At 49.0% G+C, this 26,976-nt stretch carries 23 protein-coding genes and 1 tRNA gene; 10 read left to right on the top strand and 14 right to left on the bottom strand.

What is annotated here, in order from left to right:
* Window positions 1-591 precede the first annotated feature (591 nt).
* The 7 genes from GWK09_RS13950 to GWK09_RS13980 all read right to left on the bottom strand — a co-directional run bounded on the left by GWK09_RS13950 (window position 592) and on the right by GWK09_RS13980 (window position 6,177).
* Window positions 592-1,311 carry a hypothetical protein gene (locus GWK09_RS13950; protein ID WP_163694085.1) on the bottom strand — a complete coding sequence of 240 codons (720 nt, stop codon included), beginning with the start codon at window positions 1,309-1,311 and terminating at the stop codon, window positions 592-594.
* Between the two features lie 310 nt (window positions 1,312-1,621).
* Window positions 1,622-1,939 (bottom strand): TIGR04104 family putative zinc finger protein, encoded by a 318-nt coding sequence (locus tag GWK09_RS15145; protein WP_163694086.1) that lies wholly within the window; start codon window positions 1,937-1,939, stop codon window positions 1,622-1,624.
* Window positions 1,940-2,449: 510 nt separating this feature from the next.
* The gene (locus tag GWK09_RS13960) at window positions 2,450-2,896 is read right to left on the bottom strand and encodes a hypothetical protein (protein ID WP_163694087.1); all 447 of its coding nucleotides are present in this window, start codon (window positions 2,894-2,896) and stop codon (window positions 2,450-2,452) included.
* A 547-nt stretch (window positions 2,897-3,443) separates the two neighbouring features.
* Window positions 3,444-4,208 (bottom strand): DUF6090 family protein, encoded by a 765-nt coding sequence (locus GWK09_RS13965; protein ID WP_163694088.1) that lies wholly within the window; start codon window positions 4,206-4,208, stop codon window positions 3,444-3,446.
* A gap of 58 nt (window positions 4,209-4,266) precedes the next feature.
* A complete protein-coding gene (gene xerA / locus GWK09_RS13970) occupies window positions 4,267-5,211 on the bottom strand; it encodes a site-specific tyrosine recombinase/integron integrase (RefSeq protein ID WP_163694089.1) in 945 nt (314 codons plus the stop codon).
* A 79-nt stretch (window positions 5,212-5,290) separates the two neighbouring features.
* Window positions 5,291-5,752, bottom strand: coding sequence for a hypothetical protein (locus GWK09_RS13975; protein ID WP_163694090.1), 462 nt, complete (start codon window positions 5,750-5,752; stop codon window positions 5,291-5,293).
* A 352-nt stretch (window positions 5,753-6,104) separates the two neighbouring features.
* Window positions 6,105-6,177: transfer RNA gene (locus GWK09_RS13980), tRNA-Phe, on the bottom strand.
* Window positions 6,178-6,411: 234 nt separating this feature from the next.
* Here GWK09_RS13980 and GWK09_RS13985 point away from each other — a divergent pair.
* The 7 genes from GWK09_RS13985 to GWK09_RS14015 all read left to right on the top strand — a co-directional run bounded on the left by GWK09_RS13985 (window position 6,412) and on the right by GWK09_RS14015 (window position 14,128).
* Window positions 6,412-7,140: a type III pantothenate kinase gene (locus tag GWK09_RS13985; RefSeq protein ID WP_163694091.1), complete on the top strand. Its 729-nt coding sequence runs from the start codon at window positions 6,412-6,414 to the stop codon at window positions 7,138-7,140.
* A complete protein-coding gene (locus GWK09_RS13990; protein WP_163694092.1) occupies window positions 7,141-8,406 on the top strand; it encodes a porin family protein in 1,266 nt (421 codons plus the stop codon).
* Between the two features lie 39 nt (window positions 8,407-8,445).
* Window positions 8,446-9,816 (top strand): hypothetical protein, encoded by a 1,371-nt coding sequence (locus GWK09_RS13995; protein ID WP_204260477.1) that lies wholly within the window; start codon window positions 8,446-8,448, stop codon window positions 9,814-9,816.
* 41 nt (window positions 9,817-9,857) lie between these two features.
* The gene (gene lptC, locus GWK09_RS14000) at window positions 9,858-10,424 is read left to right on the top strand and encodes an LPS export ABC transporter periplasmic protein LptC (protein WP_239530957.1); all 567 of its coding nucleotides are present in this window, start codon (window positions 9,858-9,860) and stop codon (window positions 10,422-10,424) included.
* A complete protein-coding gene (locus GWK09_RS14005; RefSeq protein ID WP_163694094.1) occupies window positions 10,421-10,624 on the top strand; it encodes a hypothetical protein in 204 nt (67 codons plus the stop codon). Before lptC ends, GWK09_RS14005 begins: the two co-directional genes overlap by 4 nt.
* 2 nt (window positions 10,625-10,626) lie before the next feature.
* Window positions 10,627-11,916 (top strand): hemolysin family protein, encoded by a 1,290-nt coding sequence (locus tag GWK09_RS14010; RefSeq protein ID WP_163694095.1) that lies wholly within the window; start codon window positions 10,627-10,629, stop codon window positions 11,914-11,916.
* A gap of 91 nt (window positions 11,917-12,007) precedes the next feature.
* Window positions 12,008-14,128 carry a peptidylprolyl isomerase gene (locus tag GWK09_RS14015; protein WP_163694096.1) on the top strand — a complete coding sequence of 707 codons (2,121 nt, stop codon included), beginning with the start codon at window positions 12,008-12,010 and terminating at the stop codon, window positions 14,126-14,128.
* A 48-nt stretch (window positions 14,129-14,176) separates the two neighbouring features.
* Here the strand turns inward: GWK09_RS14015 and GWK09_RS14020 are convergent, their stop codons facing one another.
* Together GWK09_RS14020 and GWK09_RS14025 are read right to left on the bottom strand one after the other, a co-directional pair.
* Window positions 14,177-15,091, bottom strand: a complete 915-nt coding sequence (locus GWK09_RS14020) for a GYDIA family GHMP kinase (protein ID WP_163694097.1) — start codon at window positions 15,089-15,091, stop codon at window positions 14,177-14,179.
* Between the two features lie 2 nt (window positions 15,092-15,093).
* Entirely contained in the window at window positions 15,094-16,416 is a 1,323-nt protein-coding gene (locus tag GWK09_RS14025) for a hydroxymethylglutaryl-CoA reductase, degradative (RefSeq protein ID WP_163694098.1), read from the bottom strand.
* A gap of 176 nt (window positions 16,417-16,592) precedes the next feature.
* On the opposite strand from GWK09_RS14025, the gene GWK09_RS14030 reads away from it, so the two are divergent.
* Genes GWK09_RS14030 through GWK09_RS14040 form a run of 3 tightly spaced genes read left to right on the top strand, consistent with a single transcriptional unit; the run spans window position 16,593 to window position 21,945 of the window.
* Complete coding sequence (locus tag GWK09_RS14030) at window positions 16,593-18,755, top strand: S9 family peptidase (RefSeq protein WP_163694099.1); 2,163 nt, start codon at window positions 16,593-16,595, stop codon at window positions 18,753-18,755.
* Between the two features lie 18 nt (window positions 18,756-18,773).
* Window positions 18,774-20,159, top strand: a complete 1,386-nt coding sequence (locus GWK09_RS14035; protein WP_163694100.1) for a peptide MFS transporter — start codon at window positions 18,774-18,776, stop codon at window positions 20,157-20,159.
* A gap of 31 nt (window positions 20,160-20,190) precedes the next feature.
* Window positions 20,191-21,945: a peptide MFS transporter gene (locus GWK09_RS14040; protein ID WP_163694101.1), complete on the top strand. Its 1,755-nt coding sequence runs from the start codon at window positions 20,191-20,193 to the stop codon at window positions 21,943-21,945.
* Between the two features lie 5 nt (window positions 21,946-21,950).
* Here GWK09_RS14040 and GWK09_RS14045 read toward each other — a convergent pair whose 3' ends face one another.
* The 5 genes from GWK09_RS14045 to surE all read right to left on the bottom strand — a co-directional run bounded on the left by GWK09_RS14045 (window position 21,951) and on the right by surE (window position 26,827).
* On the bottom strand, window positions 21,951-23,969 hold the full coding sequence (locus GWK09_RS14045) for a ComEC/Rec2 family competence protein (RefSeq protein WP_163694102.1): 2,019 nt from the start codon (window positions 23,967-23,969) through the stop codon (window positions 21,951-21,953).
* Between the two features lies 1 nt (window position 23,970).
* On the bottom strand, window positions 23,971-24,546 hold the full coding sequence (locus tag GWK09_RS14050; RefSeq protein ID WP_163694103.1) for a C40 family peptidase: 576 nt from the start codon (window positions 24,544-24,546) through the stop codon (window positions 23,971-23,973).
* A 104-nt stretch (window positions 24,547-24,650) separates the two neighbouring features.
* Window positions 24,651-25,769 (bottom strand): lipid-A-disaccharide synthase, encoded by a 1,119-nt coding sequence (gene lpxB / locus GWK09_RS14055; RefSeq protein WP_163694104.1) that lies wholly within the window; start codon window positions 25,767-25,769, stop codon window positions 24,651-24,653.
* Between the two features lies 1 nt (window position 25,770).
* Window positions 25,771-26,055, bottom strand: coding sequence for a hypothetical protein (locus GWK09_RS14060; RefSeq protein ID WP_163694105.1), 285 nt, complete (start codon window positions 26,053-26,055; stop codon window positions 25,771-25,773).
* Window positions 26,045-26,827, bottom strand: a complete 783-nt coding sequence (surE, locus tag GWK09_RS14065) for a 5'/3'-nucleotidase SurE (RefSeq protein ID WP_163694106.1) — start codon at window positions 26,825-26,827, stop codon at window positions 26,045-26,047. Before surE ends, GWK09_RS14060 begins: the two co-directional genes overlap by 11 nt.
* Window positions 26,828-26,976 lie beyond the last annotated feature (149 nt).

The following is a 26,976-nucleotide window of genomic DNA, read 5'->3' on the forward strand; positions in this document are numbered from 1 at the left end:
TCAATTTCGGCTCCAGGATTTAAAATGTTAACTCGAAAGACTTTTTGAGTTTGCGCTGAGATAATAAAGCTCGATAAAAGTAAGATGGGAATTATAAATTTCTTCATATTCTTAAATGTGGTACAACGGTTCCGGCTATGGTTTGGCGCCTGAGGGCGCCAGCCTTTCCGTCTTGTTTTTGTTAATCCCTAAAATAGCAAATAATCCCAGACCCTGAAAGGCGATGAACCATAGCCGTTGTTATATGACGTTTTAGTTTTTCTCTTTCCTAAAGAATACAAAAAGATTCAAAGCCAGCCCTACAGCGCATACCAAACCAGCTACAGTACTAGCCCTATTTGACTCAGGGGCGTATTGTAAAAGAACAATACAAATGGCAAGAAGGATTAAGCTTAAGATGTAGATTAAGGTATTATTTTTCATATTGTAAATCTTAATATGTCTAAAGTCTTAAATGGCATATAACGGTTCCGGCTATGGTTTGGGGCCTGGAGGCGCCAGCCTTTCCGTATTGTTTTGTTAATCCCTAAAATAGCAAATAATCCCAGACCCTGGAGGGCGATGAACCATAGCCGTTGTTAGCTACTGTTTTTAGTTTGTCCAGTTTTCGATTGATCCGTCATCATTTAGCCATATCTCTAAAAGGATAGTTTCTTGAAGAGGTTCACCCTTTCTTTTTATTATATCGAACTGTAATTTTGATAATGACTTTGTCAACAAACTGATACAATAATTATATTCTCTCTTAGTAAAAAATTCTTTTATCTGTTGATCGGTCCATGCCATACGTATTTCACCAACTTTGCCATCCTCCAGAATTGTAATTAAATACTCGTCGGAACAATCAAATTTGTTATTTTTTTTCAATCGAGAATTTCTCAATTGCTCAAAAAGAATAGTACTAATTGTATCCTTCTTTAACCGATTTATGCCATTTTCCAGGTCGATGTAATTTTCTTCATCATTTAATTCGATTATTTTTCCTTGATCAATATCAATTACCATTTCGTAATGATAAATTTTTTCGAAAACTCCATCCCAACGAAGAATTAAATTATCATCTCTTACAGTTGGAAAACTGATTTTGCCCGTAAACCAATCCAAAAAAACTCTTTCATTTTTTACTTTTTCACCAAATATTTCTGAAAGATAACTTTTGGGTTTATCCTTAACTGTACCTGCTAAAGAGTGACATTCAATGATATTATTTACGAATAAGCTATCATTTTCAATTTCGTAAATAGCTTGATAGCCCCTCCAACAATTTAGAGAGCCTCCCAATCTTCCATCAATAGAGTTTCTAAAATTCATATTGAACAGCTTCCCATTATCACCTTTTATCTTTTGTAAGTATTGTTCAACAAGGAGATTATATGTGGGAATTGTATCGTTTTGGTAAATGAGATAATCTGGAACTTGAGGGCTGTTCGCCAATGAATATTGTGAGGGAAGGTAAAAGAAGACTAAAATGTAAAAACACTTTAAGTTCATTTAAAAATTGTAGCTAACGGTCTCGGCTATGGTTTGGCGCCTGGACGCCCGAGCCCTCCGTATTGTTTTTGTTAGTCCCTAAAATAGCAAATAAACCCAGACCTCTGAGGGCGATGAACCATAGGCGTTGTTAGGTGTAGTTCTTTTTTTCTTCTCTTTCAAATGTCATAAATGACACACAAATGGCACTAATAAGAGACACTGTAAAGATGGTAACAATAATCCCGACCATCAATTTATAGCCCGAACTTGGCTCAAAATAAAACTGAGAGATTCCTCCAAAAAATACACCAAGTCCTACAGAACCTGCCCCAATCCACCTATTTTTAAAAGTGTGTTCATATTTGGTCTTACAATTCTTGCATACTAGCGGTTTATATCCAATTAGAAAAGACTTATAGATCTGACCAAATGAAAACTTCTGTTTACAGTTCTCACAACTTTGCATAGTTTTTTGAATTACACCTAACGGTTCCGGCTATGGTTTGGCGCCTGGAGGCGCCAGCCTTTCCGTCTTGTTTTGTTTATCCCTAAAATAGCAAATAATCCCGGACCTAAGGGGGCGATGAACCATAGCCGTTGTTGGGCTATCGTTACGAACTGCTTTTTGATTTAAGCAACTTGTCTTTCTTTTCTTGGCTATACCCCAAAAACATGAAAATAGCACCCAAAAGAAGACAAACACCCCAAGCCCAGCTGATGTAATTCTCATTAATGAGCCACTTCGCTATAAATAGGGGTAAATTGATAACTAACAGAATAGCGCCAACCAAATAGTATCGGTTTATTAAGTGTTTTTTCCAACTCATGAAGTAGCAAAGTCAATTCAATTAATGTAGCCCAACGGTCTCGGCTATGGTTTGGCGCCTGGAAGCGCCAGCCTTTCCGTCTTGTTTTTGTTAATCCCTAAAATAGCAAATAATCCCAGACCTCTGAGGGCGATGAACCATAGCCGTTGTTATGCAAAGTGTTTTAAAATCCTTTCTCGATTTAGAAACCTAATTAATAAAACAAATGGAATTGCCGCCAGGAATGCGAAGAAGGAGAATGCAATTTTAAAAATTAATGCAATAGAAGGTTCAGATGGCATTATATACGCAATGACTAGGAATATTATAAGTATTGCCGTTCCTGCAAGGCCAGCCACTGCGGTTAAAAGTCTATTTGCCCATAATTTAAATTTCAAAAGAAACACACCTCCAATAAATAAAGCAACTCCAATGAAAATAAAGGCATAACCCAACACATTAAAGTAGTTGAATGGATCGAATCCAGAGGTTGAATTTGGTTCGTCAAAATCTGATCCAAAAATGACAAACAGTGAGTTACTGAAAATCATCATCACAGAAATCGCGATGATAATTCCCCCAACAGTTCTAATGGCGTTCGGTTTCGTTTCTAACATTTTGCATAACTGTTCCGGCTATGGTTTGGCGCCTGGGGGCGCCAGCCTTCCGTTTTGTTTTTGTTAATCCCTAAAATAGCAAATAAACCCAGACCCTGGAGGGCGATGAACCATAGCCGTTGTTGGGCTATCGTTACGAACTGCTTTTTGATTTAAGCAACTTGTCTTTCTTTTCTTGGCTATACCCCAAAAACATGAAAATAGCACCCAAAAGAAGACAAACGCCCCAAGCCCAGCTGATGTAATTCTCATTAATGAGCCACTTCGCTATAAATAGGGGTAAATTGATAACTAACAGAATAGCGCCAACCAAATAGTATCGGTTTATTAAGTGTTTTTTCCAACTCATGAAGTAGCAAAGTCAATTCAATTAATGTAGCCCAACGGTTTTGTGTATGGTTAGTTGCGTGGTTAAGCAATTAATTTAGCAAATAAATCACAGATAGAATATTCCGCAGGAATGTTCGTAAGTCGGCAGTGACCTAGCAATTAATTATACACGGTGTTGTGCTTTCGTTATTTTTTTAATCAATTTTAATAAAGACTTTTATTTAGCTTCTACAATTTTATCTATTTCGGAAATTATATTCAATCCAATTAACTTAGCTTCTTTATAGGGTACTAAAATGCCCTTTTCCTGATTTACGGCTTGACTTACAATATTTCTAAATGCCACAGAATGATGCATCTTTTTAAATACATTTTCAATTTCTTCCTGAGTCGTTTTTGTGCTTTTTAATTGTTCAGTGTCCATCCAAATATATGCCATTACTAATGTTCTATCTATGTCATATGCCTGTTTTGCCTCTAAATTTTCTAAAAATTCATTATAACTTTTTTCTGCTTCTTTTATTTGGTACGTTTTAGCATAATAGTCGATAATTAAATTGTTTAGATCAGTACCATTTAGTTTTCCTAGATATGGTGAGTTTTTTAAAGCATCATATGCACTGGTGTTGGGTTGAAGATAAAAGTCTACATAAGAAGATAACGCCCATCGTGTATCATCAAAATTAAATGTCTTATTTAAAAAATTAAGCTGTTCTTTTTTACTGCGATTTATTATAAGTTCTCTTCTTTTAATGAGAGAATCTAATACTTGAATATCTTCTTTTATGTTTTCTTTTAGACTTGATAAATATTGATTTAATTCTTTTTTTTCTTTTTTTTCCTCGTTCCAATTATTAATAGATAATGCAATTAAAAAACCTATGACCACAAGAACAATTTCTCCAATAGCATATTTCAAATACTTTCCAGTTTTGTTTTCAATAAGTAAGTTTTGGCGAATTTTTCTAAAGAATTTTATCATTGGTTAGCGGTTGGTTATAATGAAGCACAACTGGTTATATGTGATCTAAAATAGCATTTTATCCGTTTAGATTCCCGGAAAGGGATTGGTTCAATAGATTTTTATCTGAAGAGCGGAGCTCAAGGAGGGTGGTGTCCAAAGGGCTGCGGACGGCCAGCAGGTCCTTTTTGGCCACGTGGGTATACACCATGGTGGTCTCTGGCTTTGAGTGGCCTAAAAGCTCCTGAACGATTCGCAGGTTCACCCCATTCTCAATCAGATGGGTGGCGTAGGAGTGGCGTAGGGTGTGGGGGGTGACCCGCTTTCGGATCCCGGCCCGGCGGCAGGAGCGTTTTAGGAACGCACGGATACTTGTGCTGCTGTAAGGTCCATGGTCCGTACCGTTGAAAAGGTAATTCCTGGGCCGGTAACTGCTGATATAATTGATCAGCAGTGGCACCGTGCTTTCTGCCAGAACCACGTATCGGTCTTTGCGGCCCTTGGAATTAAGGATGACCACCTGCCGGCGGTCGATATCGATGTTTGCGATCCGAAGTTCCAGCACCTCGCTGATCCGGAGGCCACAGGAATAGAGGAGGGCAAGGACCATTCGGTGTTTGAGGTTATAAGTGGCTCTCAGCAGGTCAATGACCTCTTCCTTGCTCAGCACATTGGGCAGGATCCGGCTGCGCTTGGGCCTCTTGAGAACCTCGGGTTCTATCCCGCTTTCCAGGAATCGGTCGCCAAAGTGTTTAAGCGCACTAACCAGCTGTCGGTGGGTACTGATGCCGTATTTCCTGCGCTTTACCACCACTTCAATAAAGCGCTGTACCGCCGGGTTGTCCAGTTCAGAAAGGGGGCGTTCCTTCCAGAAAAGCAGGAGGAAGACAATAAAGCTACGGTAGGTTGTGACAGTAGACGGGCTCATGCGCAGGCCTTCCAAATAGTGGGTGTACTTCTTTAGGATATCGGCCTGTGACGCAGACAGGAGCGATTCAAATGAATTGTGATCGGAGTCTTTCAAGGGACAGGGTTAAAATCCCTAAAGTACTTGGTAACACCGAAATAATAGTGCAGGTCTAATTGGGTGAACCCTTTTGAGGTTATGAAATAGAATGGAGGATGTTTCGCTCCAAAATTTTAGGTTCATCAGAGCCAATCCTGTAGGTTTTACCATTTTTAAATGTCAGTTCCACAGTATTGGCGCAGGTAACAGCGTACAACCACGTCCTGGGCTGAGACCAGATCCGACTTCCCCACCCCCTGTGCCAGGAGTTCTGTACTGTTTTAACGGCTGCTATCTCCCTCAGCAAAAACTTCTTCCGGCTCAGGCCCAAGCCAAATGTAATGCACGCATAATTCCCATCGATCATCACAGTAAAGGACACAAAGGATGAAAGGAAGAGGAGGATGAGTATCATGGCTACAGTCACGGCCAGGTTGTTGCCTGAATCATAGGAGGGAGGTTCTGCGGCTGCTGTGATGTACATCCATACGAAGAGGAGCAGAACAGCCAGGGTTAAGAGAACCACGGGGTAGCAGTATTGGGTATGCTTGTATTCCATCAGTAAGAACTTTGGGAAACGATCGTGATGAAGGTCGAAACCATCCCTAAATTAGTGAATATGCGATTCTCTTTATCAGAAACTTGACTGCCGAAAGACGTTAACGGACTTAACAAGCCCATATCAGAGTATTTGGAATTTCCTTTTCCCTTCCAGGATTAGCTTACCCCGAAGTGAGCTTCGCTCTACTTCGGGGTCGCTGTTCCTTTGGTCCCCCAACTGAAAATGCCAAAACCCTCGCCGCCCCACGGGCGGCTGGTTTTTGTTTCCGTTTCGCTTACATAAGCAAGCTCAAGACGCGATCCGGAAACAAAAAACCCGCTCCATTCGGAGCGGGTTTTGGCGCTTTAAGTGGTACCTCCAGGAATCGAACCAGGGACACACGGATTTTCAGTCCGTTGCTCTACCAACTGAGCTAAGGTACCAAGATGTCAAAATTTCTACTGAGCTTAACGCTCTAAGGACCTTAGGACACACACCCCGCTAACTATCGGGGTTCAGTCCGTTGCTCTACCTCCCTCCCGATAGCTATCGGGATATCGGGAGAGCTAAGGTACCATGCCGTTAAGGCGGGGGCAAATATAATTTCAAATTTAGGAACTACCAATAAAAAAGGAAAAAAAGCCCCTTCTTTTTTTCCAATTTGCAATCTTTGCAATATGAACCTCGTGATCGATGCTGGGAACACCTCCACCAAACTGGCGGTATTCAGGAAACAGGACCTTTTGTTCCATTCCACTACCGATGCAGACGGCTTCCACAAGACCGTAAAGGATATCTTTTCCAAGTTCCCGGATATCGCCCACGCCCTGGTAGCCTCAGTGGGTTCCCTGAGCAAAAGGGAACTGGATGTGCTCTCCATCTTCTGCAAGGTGGAGCTGCTCACTTCCGTTTCTTCCGTTCCCTTTAAAAATTCCTATGCCAGTCCGGCCACCCTCGGGGTAGACCGCATCGCCCTGGCCACGGCAGCCTTTTACACCTACCCCAATTCCAATGTACTGGTGATCGATGCAGGGACCTGTATTACCTACGATATGGTAAACGATTACGGGGAGTATCTGGGAGGGGCCATCTCTCCCGGACTCAGGATGCGTTACCGGGCACTGCACGAGCAGACCGCCAGGCTTCCTATGCTAGACCCCAGCCCCTTTGTAGAGCTCATCGGCAATACCACGGAAAAGAGTATACACAGCGGCGTAATCTATGGGATCTCCAATGAGATAGACGGAGTGATCTCCGAATACAGGAGCCGTTTCGAACATTTAACAGTTATTTTAACAGGGGGCGACGGGCAATTTTTGTCGAATCGGTTAAAAAATACCATATTTGCCAACTCTAATTTTCTTCTTGAGGGCTTGAATTATTTGCTCGACTACAACAAACACTAAATGATCAGAAAGATAGGTTTCGCCATTTTATGCCTGACAGCCATGGGGGTGTACGGCCAAAATGGAACCGTATCTCCTTACTCCTACTTCGGGGTGGGCGACCTACGGTCGGGCAGCACCATCGAGAACCGGATGATGGGCGGACTCAGCCTTTACACGGACAGCATTCACCTTACCCTCAAAAATCCAGCCGGTTATGGTAAACTGAAGCTCACCACCTATACGGCCGGGCTCAGCCATACGGAGATCTCCCTGAACAGTTTTACGGAACGGGAGAAATCCTCGGTGACCAACCTGGAATACCTCGCCATAGGGTTCCCCATAAGCCCTAAGGTCGCTGCGGGCTTTGGGCTGCGGCCGTTTTCCTCTGTAGGCTACGATGTGCTCCAGGAAAGGACTAATGCCAACGGGAACGAGGAAACCAACCTCTATTCCGGAGAAGGGGGGATCAACCAGGTGTTCTTCTCCCTTGGCTTTGAAGTGGCCCGCAATCTGAACCTGGGAGCTTCCGTGAACTTCAATTTCGGTACGCTCAGGAACACCAAGACCCAGAGAGTAGAAGGATTACAATACGGCACCAGGGAAACCCAGATCTCCGATGTGGGGGGCTATGACTTTGTCTACGGCCTTACCTATACCCCAAAGATCAAGGACAAATACACCCTTTTTACCTCCGCCGTGATCAACACCCAGGTGAACCTGGTCTCGGAGAACAACCAGACCATCAATTCGTTTTCCCTGACCACCGGCAGGACCATAGAAGAACTCGAGGTAAACCTCGCCCAACAGGGATTGAAGAATACCGAACTCAAGATCCCCACCATCGCCACCTTCGGGTTGGGTTTCGGGGAGGATAAAAAATGGTTCCTCGGAGCAGAATACAGCTTCCAGCAACTTAGCAGTTTCGAGAACCGCTTCCTCAGGATACAGAACCAGGAGTACACCGATGCCAGGAGCTACGCCATGGGAGCCTTCTACATCCCGGACTTTGCTTCATTTGACAGCTACTTTAAAAGGGTGACCTACCGGGCCGGGGTGAGATATGATTATACCGGGATCGTGGTTAACGAAAAGGAGATCCAGAACTTTGGCATAACTTTTGGATTAGGCTTACCGCTGGGGGGAAGTTTCTCCAACCTCAACCTCGGATTTGAATGGGGGAAAAGGGGAACCACTGCGGCAGACCTGATAGAGGAAAAGTATTTCGGGGTGAACGTAGGTGTCTCATTCAATGACAGATGGTTCCAAAAAAGGAAAATAAATTAATAAAAAATTAGTACATTAACCGCTTTAAAACGCAACATGATGAAAAAGGAACTTTACTTAATGATGTTCGCCTTTTTGGGCTTAACAGGCATAAGTTTAGGACAGGGGCAAAATGCCGAATGCATGACCAACCTATCCATTTACGCAGAGCACGCAAAAGTTAAGAATTACGACGCTGCCTATGGGCCCTGGAAACTGGTCTATACCGCGTGTCCGGATATCAACAAGGCTAATTTCTCCTATGGGGAAAGAATCCTGCAACACAAGATAGAGAATAGCACCGGGGCTGAAAAAGACGGTTTTATCAAAGAATTGATGAACGTCTATACCGACAGCAAAAAATACTTTCCTGAAAGCTTTCCTACCGCTATGGTGGCCATCGATATTATTCTTTTGAAGTACGATAATAAAATGGCCTCCGATGAGGAGATCTTCAATTCGCTCGACAAAGCCTTTAAGGAAGACCGTGCCAATTTCAAGAACCCTAAAGCTCTATACCTTTATTTTTCGAGTCTGGTGGACCTCTACAACGCAGGTAAAAAAGACCTACAGGACGTTTTCAATACCTATGATGACGTTACCGAAAAGATAGAAGAGGAGAACGCCCAACTCACTGATGAGATCACGGCTCTGCTTCCCAAAGAAGATGCAGGAACCCTCACTTCCAAAGAAAAAAGAAGTCTTAGAGTGGCGACCACCAATTCCGAATCCTACGGTAAGATCGCTTCCAGTGTGGATTCCAAACTGGGTGCCCTTGCAGATTGCGAGAACCTTATTCCCCTCTATCAGAGGAACTTCGAGGAAAGGAAAGGAGACGTCACCTGGGTGAAACGAGCCGTGGGCAGGATGTTCAGCAAGGAATGTACCGATGATCCCATGTTCCGCAAACTCTTCGAGGCCCAGTTGAAACTGGATCCATCTGCAGATGCTTATGTCTATGGTGGAACCCTCAAGAAGAAATCAGGGGATAACAGCGGGGCTATAGCCGACTTTAACAAGGCGCTTGAACTGGAGACCAATCCCAGGAAGAAGTCCAACATCGCCTACAAGATCGCGACCAGCTACAGGAATACCAGTAAATCGACCTCAAGGAGCTATGCTCAGAAAGCGATAGATGCCAACCCGTCTAACGGTAACGCCTACCTGCTGATCGCCAGCCTCTATGCCTCCAGTGCGAATGAATGCGGGGATACCCCTTTTGAGAAACGCGCTATTTACTGGAAGGCTGCCGAGATGGCTCGCAAGGCTGGAAGGGTAGACCCGGCCCTGAGTGACCGCGCTTCCCAGGCTGCAGCCAGTTATGATGCCAAAGCTCCTTCCAAGACCGATATCTTTAATTCCGGTATGGCCGGTAAGACCCTGGCCTTCAAATGCTGGGTAGGCGGCAGCGTGACAGTCCCCAGCCTGTAAGGATGATACAGGGGAGTTCCAAAATAGCAAAGACAATTGCCATGGTTTTTACTGTGGCAATCTTTTTTTACGGCTGTCAGGACACCTATAAGCGGGTAGGGGATGAAAGGCAGATCCTGATCTACCCCCAGGGGGTGGCCCAGAATTTTGAGCTCACCTATACGGAGACCACGGGCGAACTGGAAAGCGAAGACAAGGGATCCTCCCGTGTGATCGCCGTTCTGAGAAGTCCCCTGAGTGAGGATTACGAAAACATGGTCTTCAAGTATAGGACCTTCCCTCAGGGGCTGGTACTGGAATATTACGATCAGGACAACAATAAAAGCACAATAAAGGCGGATTACGGGATCATCTATTCCCAGACCAATATCATAGACCTGCGCGGCAACGTGGTGATAGAGACCCACGAGGGGAAGAAACTGGAGACCCCCCAGCTGTACTGGGACCGCGAAGATGAATGGATCTTTACTCAGGAAAAGTTCACATATACCAATCCTGAGGACGGCACCATCATGGATGGGGAAGGAATGGATTTTAACCGGGATTTCACTTATTTTAAGGCCCACAGGACGTATGGGTACATATCGATTAAAGAAGACGAAACATGATCAAGATCTTGAGATTCACAGAATACCTCTACCTGGCCGTGGCGCTGATATCTATCTATAAGATAGGGCAATTGTGGGAAACAGACCGTCAGGGCACCTATATCTTCATCTTCTTTGCTGTGGTTTCCCTGGGGATGTTCATCTTCAGGAGGAATTACCGAAAGAGGTTCGAGAAGAGAAAGCGAGATAACAACAAATAGCTTTGGAGAACGCCATACCCATTATCATCATCTGCCTGATCCTCTCCGCCTTCTTTTCGGGCATGGAGATCGCTTTCGTTTCTGCCAATAAGATCCACATAGAGATCGAGAAGAAACAAAGGGGTTTCCTGGCGGAAGTTCTCTCGCGCCTCACCCGCAAGCCTTCAAAATTCATTGCCACCATGCTTATTGGAAACAATATCGCCCTGGTGGTCTATGGTTTTTATATGGGAGACCTTTTAATGGGATGGTTCCAGCAGATGCTCCCGTCCTCCTACCGATTTGTACAACTGGCCCTTACGGATTTCAGCCTGCTGTCTCAGACCATCATTTCTACCCTGATCATCCTGATCACGGCGGAATTCCTGCCCAAGGTCTTTTTCCAGATCTACGCGAACACCCTGCTCAAGGTCCTGGCCATCCCCGCCTATCTCTTTTATGCAGTTTTTTCGCCTGTATCGGAATTCATCATCAAGGTATCCGACATTATCCTGAGAGCCTTTTTCAAGACCCGGGGTGATGAAGTGCAGCTGGCCTTCAGCAAGGTAGAACTGGGGGATTACATCACAGAACAGATGGAGGCCGTGGAAGAGGATGACGACCTCGATTCCGAGATACAGATCTTCCAGAATGCCCTGGAGTTCTCGGCGGTCAAAGCCCGGGAGGTGATGGTGCCCCGCACAGAGATCACCGCAGTGGAACTGCATGAAACACCCAAAGCCCTCACCAGGTTGTTCTCAGAGACCGGGTACTCCAAGATCCTGGTATACAAAGACACCATAGACAATATAATCGGCTATATCCATTCCTACGAGCTCTTTAAAAAGCCAAAGACCATCAAAAGCATCCTGCTACCGGTGGAGTTTGTGCCGGAGACCATGCTTATCCATGAGATCCTGAAAATCCTGACCAAGAAGCGGAAAAGCATGGCCGTGGTCCTCGATGAGTACGGAGGTACCTCCGGTGTCATGACGGTTGAGGACATTGTGGAGGAACTCTTCGGGGAGATAGAGGACGAACACGACACTACGGACCTGCACGAGGAGCAGATCGATGAAAAGACCTTTAAATTCTCGGCCCGCCTCGAAGTGGATTACATCAACGAGACCTATAAACTGGAGCTCCCGGATACGGAGGAGTTCGAGACCCTGGGCGGACTCATCGTCCACGAAACTGGTGAGATCCCCGAAAAGGACAGCAAGATCAGGATAGGGGATTACCTCTTCACCGTCCTGGAAGTATCCAGTACCAAGATCGATCTGGTGACCCTCGAGGTATCAGAAAACAGCTAGTCTACAACCCCTTGCAGTTCGCCCTTCTTTAACTTTTATTATTAAAGGGAAAATGGTAATTTCGCCCACTGATTTCAAACAATCTAGATAAATGGCAATTTTAGAGAATATACGGAAACGGACCACGGTACTGATCCTGATCATCGGGATGGCGCTTTTTGCATTTGTGATCTCCGGGATCTTTACGAGCAATGGTCTCTCCGGCGGAAAAGTAGGCTCCTCAGTAGGGGAGATCAATGGAGAGGAAATTTCCATCGATGTATTCAGACAGCAACTTGAAAGGGCTACCCGTACCAGCGGGCAGAATGTCTCTTCCATGCAATTGGTCAACAGCATCTGGACCCAGCTGGAAAGGAATACCCTCCTTGATCAGCAGATCTCGGCCCTGGGAATCGACATTGAACAGGACCAGATCATTGAGATCATCAAAAACAGTCCGGGCCTGGCCCAGAACCCCCAATTCGTGGATGAGAATGGGAATTTTGACGAGCGAAGGTTCAGGGAATTCATCCTGGAACTGAAGGTGAATGCACCTACCCAATACCAGGACTGGCTGCAGGATGAGCAGGCCATCATCGAAAATGCCAAGCAACAGGCCTACTTTAACCTCGTCCGCGCGGGGATGGGTGCTACCCTCAAGGAAGGGGAACTGGATTACAAGCTGGCCAACAACAAGGTCGATATCCGATATGTCCGGGTACCCTACACCTCAATCCCGGACAGCACCATCACGGTCACCAAGAAGGAGATAGAGGCCTATATCAAAGAGAACGAAAAGAAATACACCCAGGAAAGGTCCAGGGACATACAGTTCGTCTATTTCGAGGAAGGTCCTTCAGAAAAGGACGTGGAGGAGACCAAGTCTGCCATCACCGCCCTGCTGGATGACGCTGTGGAATATTCAGCAGACAAGGATAAGACGGATACCATTGCCGGATTCAGGAATACCAAAGACGTGGAGGCATTCCTGTCCAGACATTCGGATGCGAAATACGACAGTATCTTTAAAGCCAAGGCAGAACTACCTGCAAACTTTGCCGATTCCTTAATGGCCCTTGGGGATGGAGAACTCTTTGGTCCATATCGGGATGGGGATGTCTTTAAGGTCTCCAGGATGATGGCTAAGAAGCCCAATGGCTCTGTAAAGGCCAGCCATATCCTCATCACCTATGCAGGAGCTGAGCGAGCCAATCCGTCTGTTACGAGGACCAAAGAGAGGGCCAAAACGAAGGCCGATGAGGTCCTGAAAAAGGCCCTGGAGCCCAACGCTGGTTTTGCACAGCTGGCCAGGGATAATTCAGACGGGCCATCTGCCCCGAGGGGAGGAGATCTCGGGTACTTCCAGGAAGGGGTCATGACCCCTAAATTCAATGATTTTGCCTTTGGCAACCCGGTGGGGTACATCGGACTGGTGGAGACCGAATTCGGTTTCCATATCGTTAAGGTCGATGAGAAGAGGGACCTGGTGCAACTCGCCACCCTTACCCGGGATATTGAACCTTCTGATGAGACCGTAAATTCCCTTTTCACCGACGCCACCAAATTTGAGATGGCTGCGGTGGATTCAGATAAAAGCCTGAGCGAGGTAGCCCAGGAGAACGATTATGTGGTAAGGCCGGTGAACAGGCTGAAAGCCATGGATGAGAACCTGCCTGGGCTGGGTGCCCAGAGAAGGATCGTACAGTGGGCCTTCAGTGACGATACCAAACTGGGGGACATCCGCAGATTTGATGTGAATGATGGCTATGCAGTGGTACAGCTGACCGCCACGTACAAGGAAGGCCTGATGGATGTGGAAGACGCTTCTGTTACCGTGCTGCCCCTTCTCAGGAAGAAGAAAAAAGCAGAGCGCATCAAGACCGCCAATACCGGGAAATCCATGTCCGAAATCGCCTCCGCTAATAACACCACGGTGTCTACCGCAACGGCCCTTACCGTGAAATCGCCCACCATCCCAGGAGCCGGCAGAGAGCCCCTGGTGGTAGGGACTGCATTCTCCATGGAGACAGGTCAGACCTCAAAGCTGATCGAAGGGGAGTCAGGGGTCTTTATGTTCGAGGTTACCAAGCGGGAAGACGCTCCCGAACTGGATAATTACTCCACCTATGCGAACAGCCTCCAGTCCGGTCTTGCGGCCAGAGTGGCCAATGCCCTGGTGAATGCCCTGAAGGAGAAGGCTGAGATCGAAGACAACCGGTCTGTCTTCTATTAAGAAATCCTATTTTGAAAAATGACCCCGGCTCTTGCCGGGGTTTTTAATTTATAGGATCATATCTCTGTAAGGCAGGATGGTGTCCAGTCCTTTATTGCGAAAGTAGGCAGGGATATCCCCTTTGCCGGAGGCGAGTACAAAATCGCCCCCCCAGGCCCCAAGGCTTTTTACTACCCCTTTAAAATCAGGGAAAAGTTGCTCCTGTACAGGCTGCATCTGCAGGGCCCCGGCAAGGAGACTTTCGTGCTCTTTCAGCAGGGCGTTGAATTCGTCCTGAGCTGAGCATCTGGCAACGGCACGGGTGATCTCTGTGACCCGCTGAAGGAACCCCTCCTGTTTTGCCCCATTCTTCTTGTAAGCGGAGATGGCCTCCCTGCTGTTTTGCTTGCGGTTGAGGTATACGAAGTACAGATGGTCTTTAAAAGGGGGGTCGAACAAAACGGGCTCTGCGACCGGCACCTGATTTTGCACACGGTAGGTCAGGGGTCCGTCGGCCCTGGCACAGGCAATGTCGTACCCGCTGCCCCCAAAGGCGTTCCACAAAAGCACATAGGGGTCGGCCCCTGCCCATTGGGCGAGGTTGCTGATCAGGGTAGAGCTGCTGCCCAGGCCCCACTCCCTGGGGAATTCCAGCCGGCTCAAGGCCCTTCTTCCAGAGATCTTGGAACGGAATTCAGGATTGACCCTGAGGGCTTCGCGGAGCAGACCCAGTAAGATGCTCCGGGTATCTTTCCCGGAAGGATGGCCACTGTTCTTATCGAATTCCGAATCCTCGAAGTGTGCCTCGAACCAGACCCGGCCTTCATGGTCCAGGCTCTTCCAGGCGAGTCCGGGCGTATCCCCTTCCTCTACGGTCAGCGTCTGGCCGAAACGGGTGGGCAGGGCCAGGGCTTCCGCCCCATCGAGGACGGCGTATTCCCCGGTGAGCAGTAGTTTGCCATGGCTTCTGAAGGATACTGACATGGTTATGAGGATTCCCTGAGTTTTTCGAGGGCTTCAACCACGGCGTTGTGCGTGGCGCTGTGTTTTTTAAAATATTCTACCAATTGTGTTTTCTCGCTTTCGGTAGCACCCATCTGGTTGAGGATGTTCAGCAGGTGCATCTTCATGTGCCCCTGTTGTATCCCGGTGGTCACGAGCGACTGTACCGCTGCAAAGTTCTGGGCGAGGCCTGCCACGGCTACGATCCCCATGAGTTTCTTAGCAGACGGATTTTGCAGGATCTCAAGCGCGAGCTTTACCAGGGGGTGAAGGGTGGTGAGCCCGCCTACCGTCCCAAGGGCCATAGGAATCTCTATCCAGAACCGGAAGACCCCGTCCCTGATCTCTGCCCGTGTGAGGCTTTTGTACGAACCTTCCCGGGAGGCATAGGCGTGGATGCCGGCCTCTACCGCCCTGAAATCGTTTCCGGTGGCCAGGACCACGGCATCGATGCCATTCATGATCCCCTTGTTGTGGGTCACGGCCCTGTATGGTTCTGCATTGGCTATGGCGACCGCCCTTACCAGTTTGTTGGCGAATTCCTCCGGAGGGATCCCCGCTTCCGTTCCCAGTTCCTCCACCTTGCAACTCACCTCGGCCCTCACCAGGCACCGGGGCACATAGTTGGAGAGGATGCTCATGACCACTTCTATGTCCCTTTCCTGATCCTTCAGGATGTTAGTGACCGCCGCTTCCCGCCTGAGGGTTTTTGCAAATTGCTCGAGACAGGAGTTGATGAAATTGGCCCCCATGGCGTCCAGGGTCTCAAAGGTGCAATGCAGCTGGTAATAATGGTCGAGGTCGGCCGTGCGGTCACGCAGCTCGATCTCCTTTATCCCTCCTCCCCGGGCGACCATGTTTTTGGTAATGGGCCGTGTCTCCTCGAAGAAAAGCGGAGTGATGGAGGAGATGAATTCCCGAAGCCTCCCGGCATCCCCCTCATACATAAAATGCACCTGCCCGATCTTTTCCGTGCCCAGTACCTCGGTCCTGAAACCGCCCCGGGTGAGCCAGAATTTGGCCGACTTGCTGGCGGCGGCCACCACGGAGCTCTCTTCGATGGCCATGGGAATGGCATAGAGATGTCCGTCAATGAGGAAGTTAGGGGCAATGCCAAAAGGGAGATAATAATTGGTGAGGGTATTCTCGATGAATTCCTCGTGGAGTTGCTGCAGCTGCTCGTCCTCGTTCCAGTAGGTCTTGAGCAGGGAAATACTGGCCTCCGGATCTCCGGTGTACTGTTCTGCGATCCAACGGATCTTTTCTTCCTTGGATAGCTTTGAAAAACCTTCAATAGGTAAGGGCATGGCAACGGATTATATGCCGGCAAAGATAGTGATAATGCGACAATCCTTTATGCCTTCTGGTAGGGCGGGAAATCTGTGATCCGGGCTTTCTGAAAAGGCATTTGCAGGGGTGAAAGTTATTTTATTAGGGATAAAATTAGTAAACTTGAGGGTTTGAATCCGTACAAACCCTACGAATGAAAAAATACCTTTTGCTGTTCCTTATCGTCGCAGCAACCCCCCATGCCTTTACACAGCAAAAAGACCTGACCCTGGAAGAGATCTGGGGCGGCGCCTTTACTGCCCGGACCCTGGAATCTCTAAAATCCATGAAGGACGGATTGCATTATACGATCCTCAGTAAGGATAAAGCCCGGAATGAGGTCCGCATCGAAAAATACGCCTACGAAACCCTGGAGCTCACCGAGACCATTCTGGTGGCCTCACCGGAAAGTGACGTCCCTTATTTCACTTCCTACTCCTTCAGCGAGGATGAGCGAAAGATCCTTCTCTCGACAGAGGAGGAGAAGATCTTCAGGCGCTCCAAAAGGGGGATTTACTACATTTATAATGTGGAGGATAAGACCATTATTCGCATATCTGACAAGAAAATTATCTCGCCCTCTCTTTCTCCGGATGGTTCCAAAGTGGCCTATATGTTCGAAAATGACCTCTACTATCTCGATCTAACCAATGGGAGCACAACCAGGATCACGACCGATGGGGAAAAGAATGCCATAATCAATGGGATCACAGACTGGGTGTACGAGGAGGAATTCGGGTTTGTCCGGGCATTTGAATGGAATGCGGACGGGTCTGTACTGGCGTTCCTCCGATTCGATGAAAGGGAGGTGCCCGAGTTTTCCATGGACGTCTATGGGGAAGGGCTGTACCCCACCCAAAACCGTTTCAAGTATCCCAAGGCCGGGGAGGAAAATTCCCAGGTAACCCTTCACCTATACAACCTCCAGGATGCGTCCACGAGACAGATCGACCTTTCAGATTCCTATTACATCCCCCGTATCCTATGGAAACACAATAAAAATGAACTGAGCGTGCGCACGCTTAACCGGGCCCAGAACCACCTGAAGATGTATACCGTAAAAGCCGATATGGGATCGGTCTCCCTTTTAATGGAAGAAAAAGACAAGGCCTATTTGGATATTACCGATGACCTTACCTTCCTGGAAGACGACAGTTTTATCTGGACCAGTGAAAGGGACGGATACAACCATATCTACCTCCACAACCCGGATGGGAGCCTGAAAAGGCAGCTCACTTCGGGCCCCTGGGAAGTGACCCGGTATTACGGGTACGATCCGGGAAGCAGGTCTATCTTCTACCAGAGCACGGAGAATGGCTCCATCAACCGGGATGTCTACCGCATTGGGATCAACGGGAAGAACAAGAAGCGCCTTACCCTAAGGGAGGGTACGAACAGTGCCGATTTCAGTGCCAGTTTCACCTACTTCATCAACACCTTTTCCAGTTCCGATACCCCCAATGTCTATACCCTGCACAAGGCTTCAGACGGGAAAAAGGTCAGGGATATCCTCGACAATTCGGCCCTCAGGGAAAGATTAAAGGGCTACAAGACCAGCCCCAAGGAATTTTCCACCATAGAGATCAATGGGTACGATCTGAACATGTGGATGATCAAACCGGCCGATTTTGATCCTTCCAAAACCTACCCCCTCTTCTTGTTCCAGTACAGCGGCCCGGGATCCCAGCAAGTGGCGAACCGGTGGTGGGCGAGCAACGACTACTGGCACCAGATGCTGGCGCAGCAGGCGATCGTGGTGGCCTGCGTAGACGGGAGAGGTACCGGATACAAAGGCCGGGATTTCAAGAAAATGACCTATCTGGAACTCGGAAAATACGAGGTGGAAGACCAGATAGCGGTAGCTGAGAAATTGAGTGAATACCCCTGGATCGACGCAGACCGCACAGGTATCTGGGGCTGGAGTTACGGGGGCTTTATGGCCTCCAACTGTATACTCCAGGGCAATGAGACCTTCGAATTGGCCATAGCTGTGGCCCCGGTGACCAGCTGGAGGTTTTACGACACCATCTATACGGAGCGCTATATGAGCACACCACAGGACAATCCCAATGGGTACGACGATAACAGTCCGCTTACCTATCCGGCCATGCTGAAGGGGGATTACCTGCTCATCCACGGTTCGGGGGATGACAACGTTCACGTGCAGAATACGATGCGGATGATAGAGGAGCTGGTGCAGGCCAACAAGCAATTCGACTGGGCCATCTACCCAGACAAGGACCACGGGATCTCCGGGGAGAACACCCGACTGCAACTATATACCAAAATGACCAATTTTATAAAAGACAATCTCTAAACAAACTGAGCAATCATCATGGCAACAACGACAAAACTACCTACCCAAAAACAGCTTTTCGGCCATCCCGTAGGGTTGTACATCCTGTTCTTCACCGAAATGTGGGAGCGGTTCTCCTATTACGGAATGAGGGCAATACTAGTCCTCTACCTGGTGGCCAAGACAACGGAAGACAATCCGGGACTGGGATGGACCAGTGGAGAGGCCCTGGCCCTCTACGGCTGGTATACCATGCTGGTCTACGTAGCCTCTATTCCGGGGGGCTGGATAGCCGATAAATTCCTGGGGCAGAAAAAATCTGTTCTCTACGGGGGTATCCTCCTGGTGATCGGGCACAGCGTTCTGGCTGTGGAACAGATGTGGGCATTCTATTCAGGCCTCGGTTTCATCATCGCGGGAGTGGGGTTGCTAAAACCCAATATTTCCACTATGGTAGGAGGTCTTTACAAGCAGGGAGACATCCGCAGGGACAAAGGGTTTACCATTTTTTATATAGGGATCAACGTGGGGGCATTCCTTTCAAGCCTTATTGTAGGAACTGTAGGTGAGGTCTATGGCTGGCATTACGGGTTCGGTCTGGCCGGGATCGGGATGGCACTGGGATTGCTGCAATACCTGCTGGGCCAGAAATATTTAAAACACGTTGGTAATTACCTGGGGGAATCAGAAAACACCCTGGAGAAGGAGGCCATGAACCGTCCTCTGACCAAGATCGAAAAGGACCGGGTGATCGTACTGTTCATCTCTTTTGCCCTGGTGATCATATTCTGGGGAGCTTTTGAGCAGGCCGGAGGGTTGATGAACCTCTATGCCTCCGAAAAAACAGACCGCGTATTATCTTTCTCCTTGCCTTTTATCGGCAATGAGATTCCGGCTTCCTGGTTCCAGTCACTCAATTCCATGTTTATTATCTTCCTGGGAACCTCTGTAGCCGGTTACTGGGCCCGACGCAAGCTCAAGGGGAAATTGTCCACGGGCCTGTTCAAGATGATCCTCGGACTGATCATCATGGGTACGGGATTCTTTTTCATGTCTGCCGCAGCCGTGGAATTCAACAACGAAGGAGCTTCTGCCATGTACTGGCTGGTGCTGGCCTATCTCTTCCATACGGTTGGGGAGCTGTGTATTTCTCCTGTGGCCCTGTCTTATATCACCAAACTGGCGCCTCTGAAATACGCTTCCTTTATGATGGGGATCTATTTTGCCATGACCGGTCTTGGCAATAAACTGGCTGGTTTGCTGGGTGAATCCGCTTCGGAATACGGGGAGTTTGCGGTCTTTACAGGGATCGCCGTTTTCTGTATCGTCTTCGGATTCCTGGTGATGTTGTTCAGGAAAAAACTGGAGACCCTTACCCATGGAGCTGAGGACGATGAGCACGTCATTACTCCGGATGAAGCATAGGCCAAAATAAACCGACCAAAAAAAAAGGAAGATGAATACGGATATTGAAAATTTATTCAAGGACAAAGTGCTGGGCCATCCCGCTGGCCTGTTCGTACTTTTCTTTACGGAAATGTGGGAGCGTTTTTCCTTCTACGGGATGCGGGTACTGCTGGTGCTATTCCTGACGGCCCCCATTCTCGACACCAACCCCGGATGGGAGTGGCCCAGGGAACACGCCCTGGCATTGATAGGAACCTACGCCTCCTTGCTCTACCTTACCCCTATCCTTGGAGGCTATATCGCAGACAAGTTTACAGGGTATAAAACGGCTATTATTATCGGGTGTTCCGTCATGACCCTGGGACATGCCTGTATGGCCCTGGAAACCGTCTGGAGCCTGTATACGGGCCTGGCACTCCTGGTCATAGGAACGGGGTTTTTCAAGCCCAATATCACCTCGGTGATCTCAGAGATGTACCGGGGGAAGGAATCGAAGAAGGACGGGGCGTATACTATATTCTATATGGGTGTGAATGCAGGGGCTTTCTTCGGGATGATGCTGTGCGGATACCTGGCCGAGAATTACGGCTGGGCCTGGGGCTTTGGTCTGGCCGGTATCTTTATGTTCTTCGGGATGATGCAGTTCTGGCTGGCAGGGAGCCTTTTCGGGAAGATAGGGGATAAGCCCCTGAAAGCTTCTGAGGTCAATGACAGCAAAGAGGAGCAGGAAGTGGAAGAAAAACTGAATCCCTTCACCTGGTTCGATTACCTCCTTATCGGGTTGTCCTCCCTCGGAGGGTTGCTGTATCTCTTCAACGATCCCCTTTCAAAAATAGAAAACATCAATATCCTGGATTTCAGTCTTTTTGGGTATGAAGGGTCCTATGAAGTGGTCATCATCTCCCTTATTCTTTTCCTTATCCTGATCATATCGCGGACCATACGATACACCAGGGTAGTGAGGAACCGCATCTTTGCGGTCTCTATCTTCGGACTTTTTACGGTGATCTTCTTTGCCACCTTCGAACAGAATCTGGGGACGATGACGATCTTCGCCCGGGATTATACCGACCGTATGCTAACGGGATCGGCTTCCACGGTCTTTAAGGTCATAGATGCCTTGCTGACCACGGTCCCCATGATGATCATCACCTGGGTGCTCTACCTCTTGTCCAAGAAGACCTTTGACCGCATTCCCTATTCCAACCTGGCCCTTGCCATGGCTTTTCTTGGCGTATGGGGGCTGCTGATATTCCGACTGTACGACAAGTTCGCCCAGACAGGGAATGAGGTGGAGGCCAGCTGGTTCGCCATCCTCAACTCCTTCTTTATCATCACCCTGGCACCCTTGTTCTCACGCTGGTGGGAGAGCAAGTACAATCCCAGCGCGGCACACAAGTACGGGATAGGCCTGATCCTGCAGGGCCTTGGGTTTGCCGTGCTCGTTTTCGGGACCCTGAGCATCCCACAGGGAGCCGCTTCGGCTTCGGTGAGCATGATCTATCTTATTTTAGCTTACCTCCTGATCACCATGGGGGAATTGTGTGTTTCCCCGGTCGGACTGTCCTACCTGAGCAAGCTGGTACCTCCCAGGATGATCGGCTTTATGTTTGGGATCTGGTACCTGGCCATAGCCATTGGCCAGAAGCTGGCCGGGACCCTAGGAGGCATGATAGACGAGATCACCGCCACCTATTCCCTAAGCAGCTTCTTCGGGATCTTTACGGTACTTTGTATAGCCCTGGGGTTGGTCTCCATCTTGCTGAACAGGCCCCTGAAACGGATGATGCACGGGATCAGGTAGGCTGTCTACAAGGAATGAAGTGGAAGGGCCCCTGATGCTCCCGTATCATAGAAAGGGATACCATAGGCCTTGCAGGTTTTTCTCCATCTTTCGACGAACTGGAGGTAGTTACTGCCATCTGCGACCACTATCCGGGGTTTTATCTCCTTCAGAATACGTCCCAGGTGTACCTTAGGGGATCCGGTAAGGATCAAGTTTAAAGGAAGGCCTGAAACACGGGGTACGATTCCCGTACTGTCCACTACGATCCATCGTTCTCTCCCTATCGTAAAGGAGACTGGCATATCCCCGAAAACAGGCCTTTCAAGATACCTGTACATTTGAAAGTTGCGAACTATGGGTTCCAGCGGCTTAAGATCCCCGCTATAGAGGTGTAACTGCCTTCCATTCTGGAACAGGATGCCCGTCTGGGCGACCCGGTGCAGGAGGAGGACCTCCTGCCTTCTGGAATTCGATTGTACCTGATAATAGGTCCACCCCTGCAGGCAAAGTACAGAGATTCCCAGGAATAACAGGGTCCGGTTCCTCGGCTTTTGAAAACTGAGGACCAGAAAGGCCAGCAGCAGGTAGAGCAACAAAAGCGAGATCTTATCGAGCGGGATCTCACGGAGCACAAAAGCCTCCTGTTCTGCTATGACCCGGACAATTTCATTCATACCGTGGATCATCTGGGCGTAGACTCGGGCAAGCATATCTGGCAGGGTTTGGAGGCTTCCAAGGATGACCACCGCGATTCCAACGCCAATGATAAGCCCCAGGAAGGGGATAAGGAGGAAGGCTGAAAGCAGGAAAAGCCCCGGGAATTGATGAAAATAATAGAGGCACAACGGCAAAACCCCTATCTGGGCGGCCAGGCTTACTGCCACCAGTTTCCAGCATTTTTTCAGGAACAAGGAACGCGGGCACCAGGATATTACCAGGAGGGGATAGATCCAGGCGATGGCCAGGACGGCACCGTAGCTGAGCTGAAACCCCACCTGGAAAAGGTAACGGGGTTGCACCAGGAGGATGGCCAGCATGGACAGTGACAGTAGGTTTATGGTGTTGGTGGGCCTGTTGAGATACAGGCCATAGGAGAGGAAGGAGAACATGGCTGCCGCCCTGACCACCGAAGGGGAGAGTCCCGTAAACAGGGCATAGGCCCAGATAAGGACGATAGAAAGAACGGCGGCCGCGGTCTTTCCATGTCGGAGCGCGTGAAGGGGACTGAGCAATACACGTATCATCAGCAAGAGAATCCCTATGTGGAGGCCGGATACGGCCAGGATATGGGCGGCCCCGGCGTCCCTGTAATGACCGTAGACCTTCGGATCCAGATCGTCCCTTTCCCCCAGGAGAATCGCCTGGAGTACCCCCCTTTCCTTTTGGCCCATGGAAGTGGCTTCCAGGACACGGACTGCGCTTTCCCTGCTTTTCCGGGCAAATCCGCGGATACTGCGTGCGGAAGATTCCCTTTTTTTGCAACTCCCATTTTCCAGGGTCACCTGGTCATAGACCCCCATGACCTCCATGTACTGGTCAAACGCAAATTCGTAAGGATTGGAGGGGGATGGTACCGGTTTGATTTCTCCCCGGATCCAGAGATAGTCATCCACCTCCAAAGGGGTCGGTGCGGGTCTCTTTTCTTTGGCTAAGAGAAGTCCGCCTGCGGGTTGTCCGTTCAGGCCCTTTACTTCCAGCAGATAGCGGTTGTAGAAAGCCGATGATTTCAGGACGTCCTTTACCCTGACGTCCCAAAGGTTTTCGCCCTCCAGCATGGAATGGGAATAATGCCCGGAACTGAACCTGGGCTGAGCAAGGGAGATGGACAGGATCCCCAGGCAGGTCGAGGTACAGAGTACGGCGATCCCGAAGAGGATTCCCCTTCTGTAATTCTCAAAGAAAAAAGTCAGGATCAAGGCTGCAAGACTCAAAACCAGGGGCAGCATGATAGCCGAAGGTTCTTGAGGAAATATCCATCCCAGGGTGATCCCGGCGACAAAGGAGATGCACAGCCTCACGGAGATGAAATCCGGGAAGTTCATCTCACAGGATTCTGGTGGCCTTCACAAAAGCATAGTTCCAGTATCCTTCCTTGAGGGAGGAAACGATCACTCCCCGGGAAATGGTGGAGTGGATGAATTTGATGTCATCTCCGTCTACTTCAACCACCAGGCCTACGTGATTGATGCGCTTCCTTCTATCGGAGGTCGTAAAGAAGAGCAGGTCGCCTTTACTCACTTCCTCCAAAGGAATCTTCCGGCCCTCATTGGCCATGTAGAAGGAGACCCTGGGCAGGTAGATGTCGTATTCCTGGAAGGTGACGTACATCAGGCCGGAACAGTCCATGCCCTTGCGGGTGGTACCTCCGTATTTGTATTTGACCCCGGCATAGGTCAGGGCGGTCTGTATGATCTGTTCGGATTTGTTATGGGAGATGATATCGGGGTCCAGGGCCGCCTCCGTGCTGTCAGTAGTGATGGAATCCCGCAGAACTTCCGTGAGTGCCTCATCGGGTTCCACGGTGATGGTGCGCCCCGCGCCATAGGTGGTGCGCTTTTTCACCACCCCGCATGACAAGGCTCCAAGGCAAAGCAACAGTACAAGGTTTTTTCTCCACATAGGCCGGTAAAAAGGGGCACCTTGTGATCAAAATTATAAATTATTTCTGAAGTGGGTATTCAGTCTGTCAGGATTAAGTCGTCCCGCAGACATCCCGCGAGGGTTTATGTCTTGATGGAATCCACGATCATCCCTGCCGCTTTTTCACTGGCCCCGCCCCCGCCCAGTTTGGTCTCAAGCTTCTCATAGGCTGCCAGTACGGCATCCCTTTTCGGGCCAGAAAGGATCGCCTTTAATTCGGTGACCAGGGCCTGGTGGGTGAGATCGTTCTGTATGAGTTCAGTTACCACTTCCCTGTCCATGATGAGGTTCACCAGGGAAATGTATTTCAGGGTGATGATGCGCCTGGCGATCTGATAGGAAAGCCAACTGCCTTTGTAGCAGACCACCTGGGGAACTTTAAAAAGGGCGGTCTCAAGCGTGGCTGTACCACTGGTCACCAGTGCAGCCCGGGCACACTGGAGCAGGGCATAGGTCTCGCCCGTTACGAAATGCACCCGACTGTTCCCGGTAAATTTTTCATAAAAATCGTTGTCCAGACTGGGTGCTCCGGCGATCACAAACTCGTGATCGGGAAATACGGGGACCACAGACAACATAAGGGAGAGCATCTTTTCCACCTCCTGTTTTCGGCTGCCCGGCAAAAGGGCAATGATGTCCTTCTCTGTCGAAAGCCCGTGTTTTTTCCTGAAGCCGGATGGATCTGTGGTCTCCCCGGCCTCGATGGCGTCGAGCAAGGGGTGCCCTACGTAGTGTACGGGAAACCCGTGCTTTTCTTCGTAGAATGATTTTTCGAAGGGGAGGATTACATACATATCATCTATAGAGGATTTGATCTTCCTTACCCTTCCCTCCCTGGAGGCCCAGACCTGGGGGGAGATATAGTAATTCGTCCGGCACCCTTCAGCCTTGGCCCAGGAGGCGATCCTGAGGTTGAACCCGGAGAAATCTATAAAGATGACCACATCCGGTTTAAACGCATCTATGTCTTCCTTGCAAAATGTGATGTTCTTAAAGATCTGGCGGATGTTGGCCAATACCTCTGCAAAGCCCATAAAGGCCATTTCCTTGTAGTGCTTTACAAGGGTTCCGCCGGCCTGCTCCATAAGATCACCCCCCCAGCAGCGGACATCGGCCTCAGGGTCTGCCTTTATCAGCGCCCTGATCAGGTTCGACCCGTGAAGGTCGCCCGAAGCTTCCCCTGCTATGATATAGTATTTCATCTCAAAATACCTTGTAATACAAAATGACCAGGGCTGCTAAAAGGGTTGCGACCAGCACCCCTTTGGCTCGCTGATCCCTGCGGATCCTCAGAAAACCGAAGAAGGCGATAAGGTTCAGGATGGCCCCCAGGGCCACCAGGCTCCCCAGGTATCCCTGGGCCTCGGCAGCCTTCAGGGTCTCCTGTATCCCCATGTCTGAAAAGAGGAGGATATAGAGGAGGGTGCCAAAAACATTGGCAATAACGCCCACGGCAAAGCCAATGATAAGTTCTTTTCTAGTGTTCATGTAAGTTCCAGGTATTGATGTCTTGAATGGCAAAATGAGCCGTGAGGTCGAATTGAGTGGGCACCAAGGAGATATACCCCTGAGACAGGGCCCATTCGTCCGTATCCTCTCCTTTGTCGAGGAGCTGAAACTCCCCGGTAAGCCAGTAATAATCCTTACCGGAAGGATTGGTGCGCTTGTCGAATTTTTCTTTCCAGTTGGCCCTTGCCTGTCTGCACACCTTGATCCCTTTAAGCCCTGCCTTATCTGTCTTGGGGATATTGACATTGAGCACCACCCCTTTGGGAATGCCATTCTCCAGGGCCTGGGCTACGATCTTCTTGACCGCATCCTCGGCAGGGGTGAAGTCGGCTTCCCAGGAATAGTCACAGAGGGAGAAACCTATGGCAGGGATGCCTTCGATACCCGCCTCAATGGCGGCACTCATGGTCCCGGAATAAATGACATTGATGGAGGCATTGGAGCCGTGGTTGATCCCGCTCACGCAGATGTCGGGCCTGCGGTCCAGCAATTCCTGGAGGGCCAGCTTAACACAATCGGCTGGTGTGCCGCTGCAACTGTACTCTTTTGGAGCCCCTGCCTCCGGGTCGATCACCACCCTTTTGGAATAAAGGGTGTTGTCCAGGGTAATGGCGTGTCCCATTCCCGACTGGGGACTGTCCGGGGCTACCACCACGACCTCGCCGAGTTCCTTCATACAGCGCACCAGCGTGCGCAATCCCGGAGCCGTGATTCCGTCATCATTGGTCACGAGGATCAAAGGTTTACTCATCTCGCATACTTTAAGCCGTAAAAATACGTTTTTACTGAGGATTAGCGGGGACCGCCTTTAACAAAAAATTATCGTCCGGGGCATTTATTGGCATGGTTTTTTCTATATCTTAGAGTCTGATTAAATTTATAAACCTCAGGTTTTTAGGG

It is taken from the genome of Muriicola jejuensis (assembly GCF_010671595.1).
Taxonomy (GTDB): domain Bacteria; phylum Bacteroidota; class Bacteroidia; order Flavobacteriales; family Flavobacteriaceae; genus Muriicola; species Muriicola jejuensis.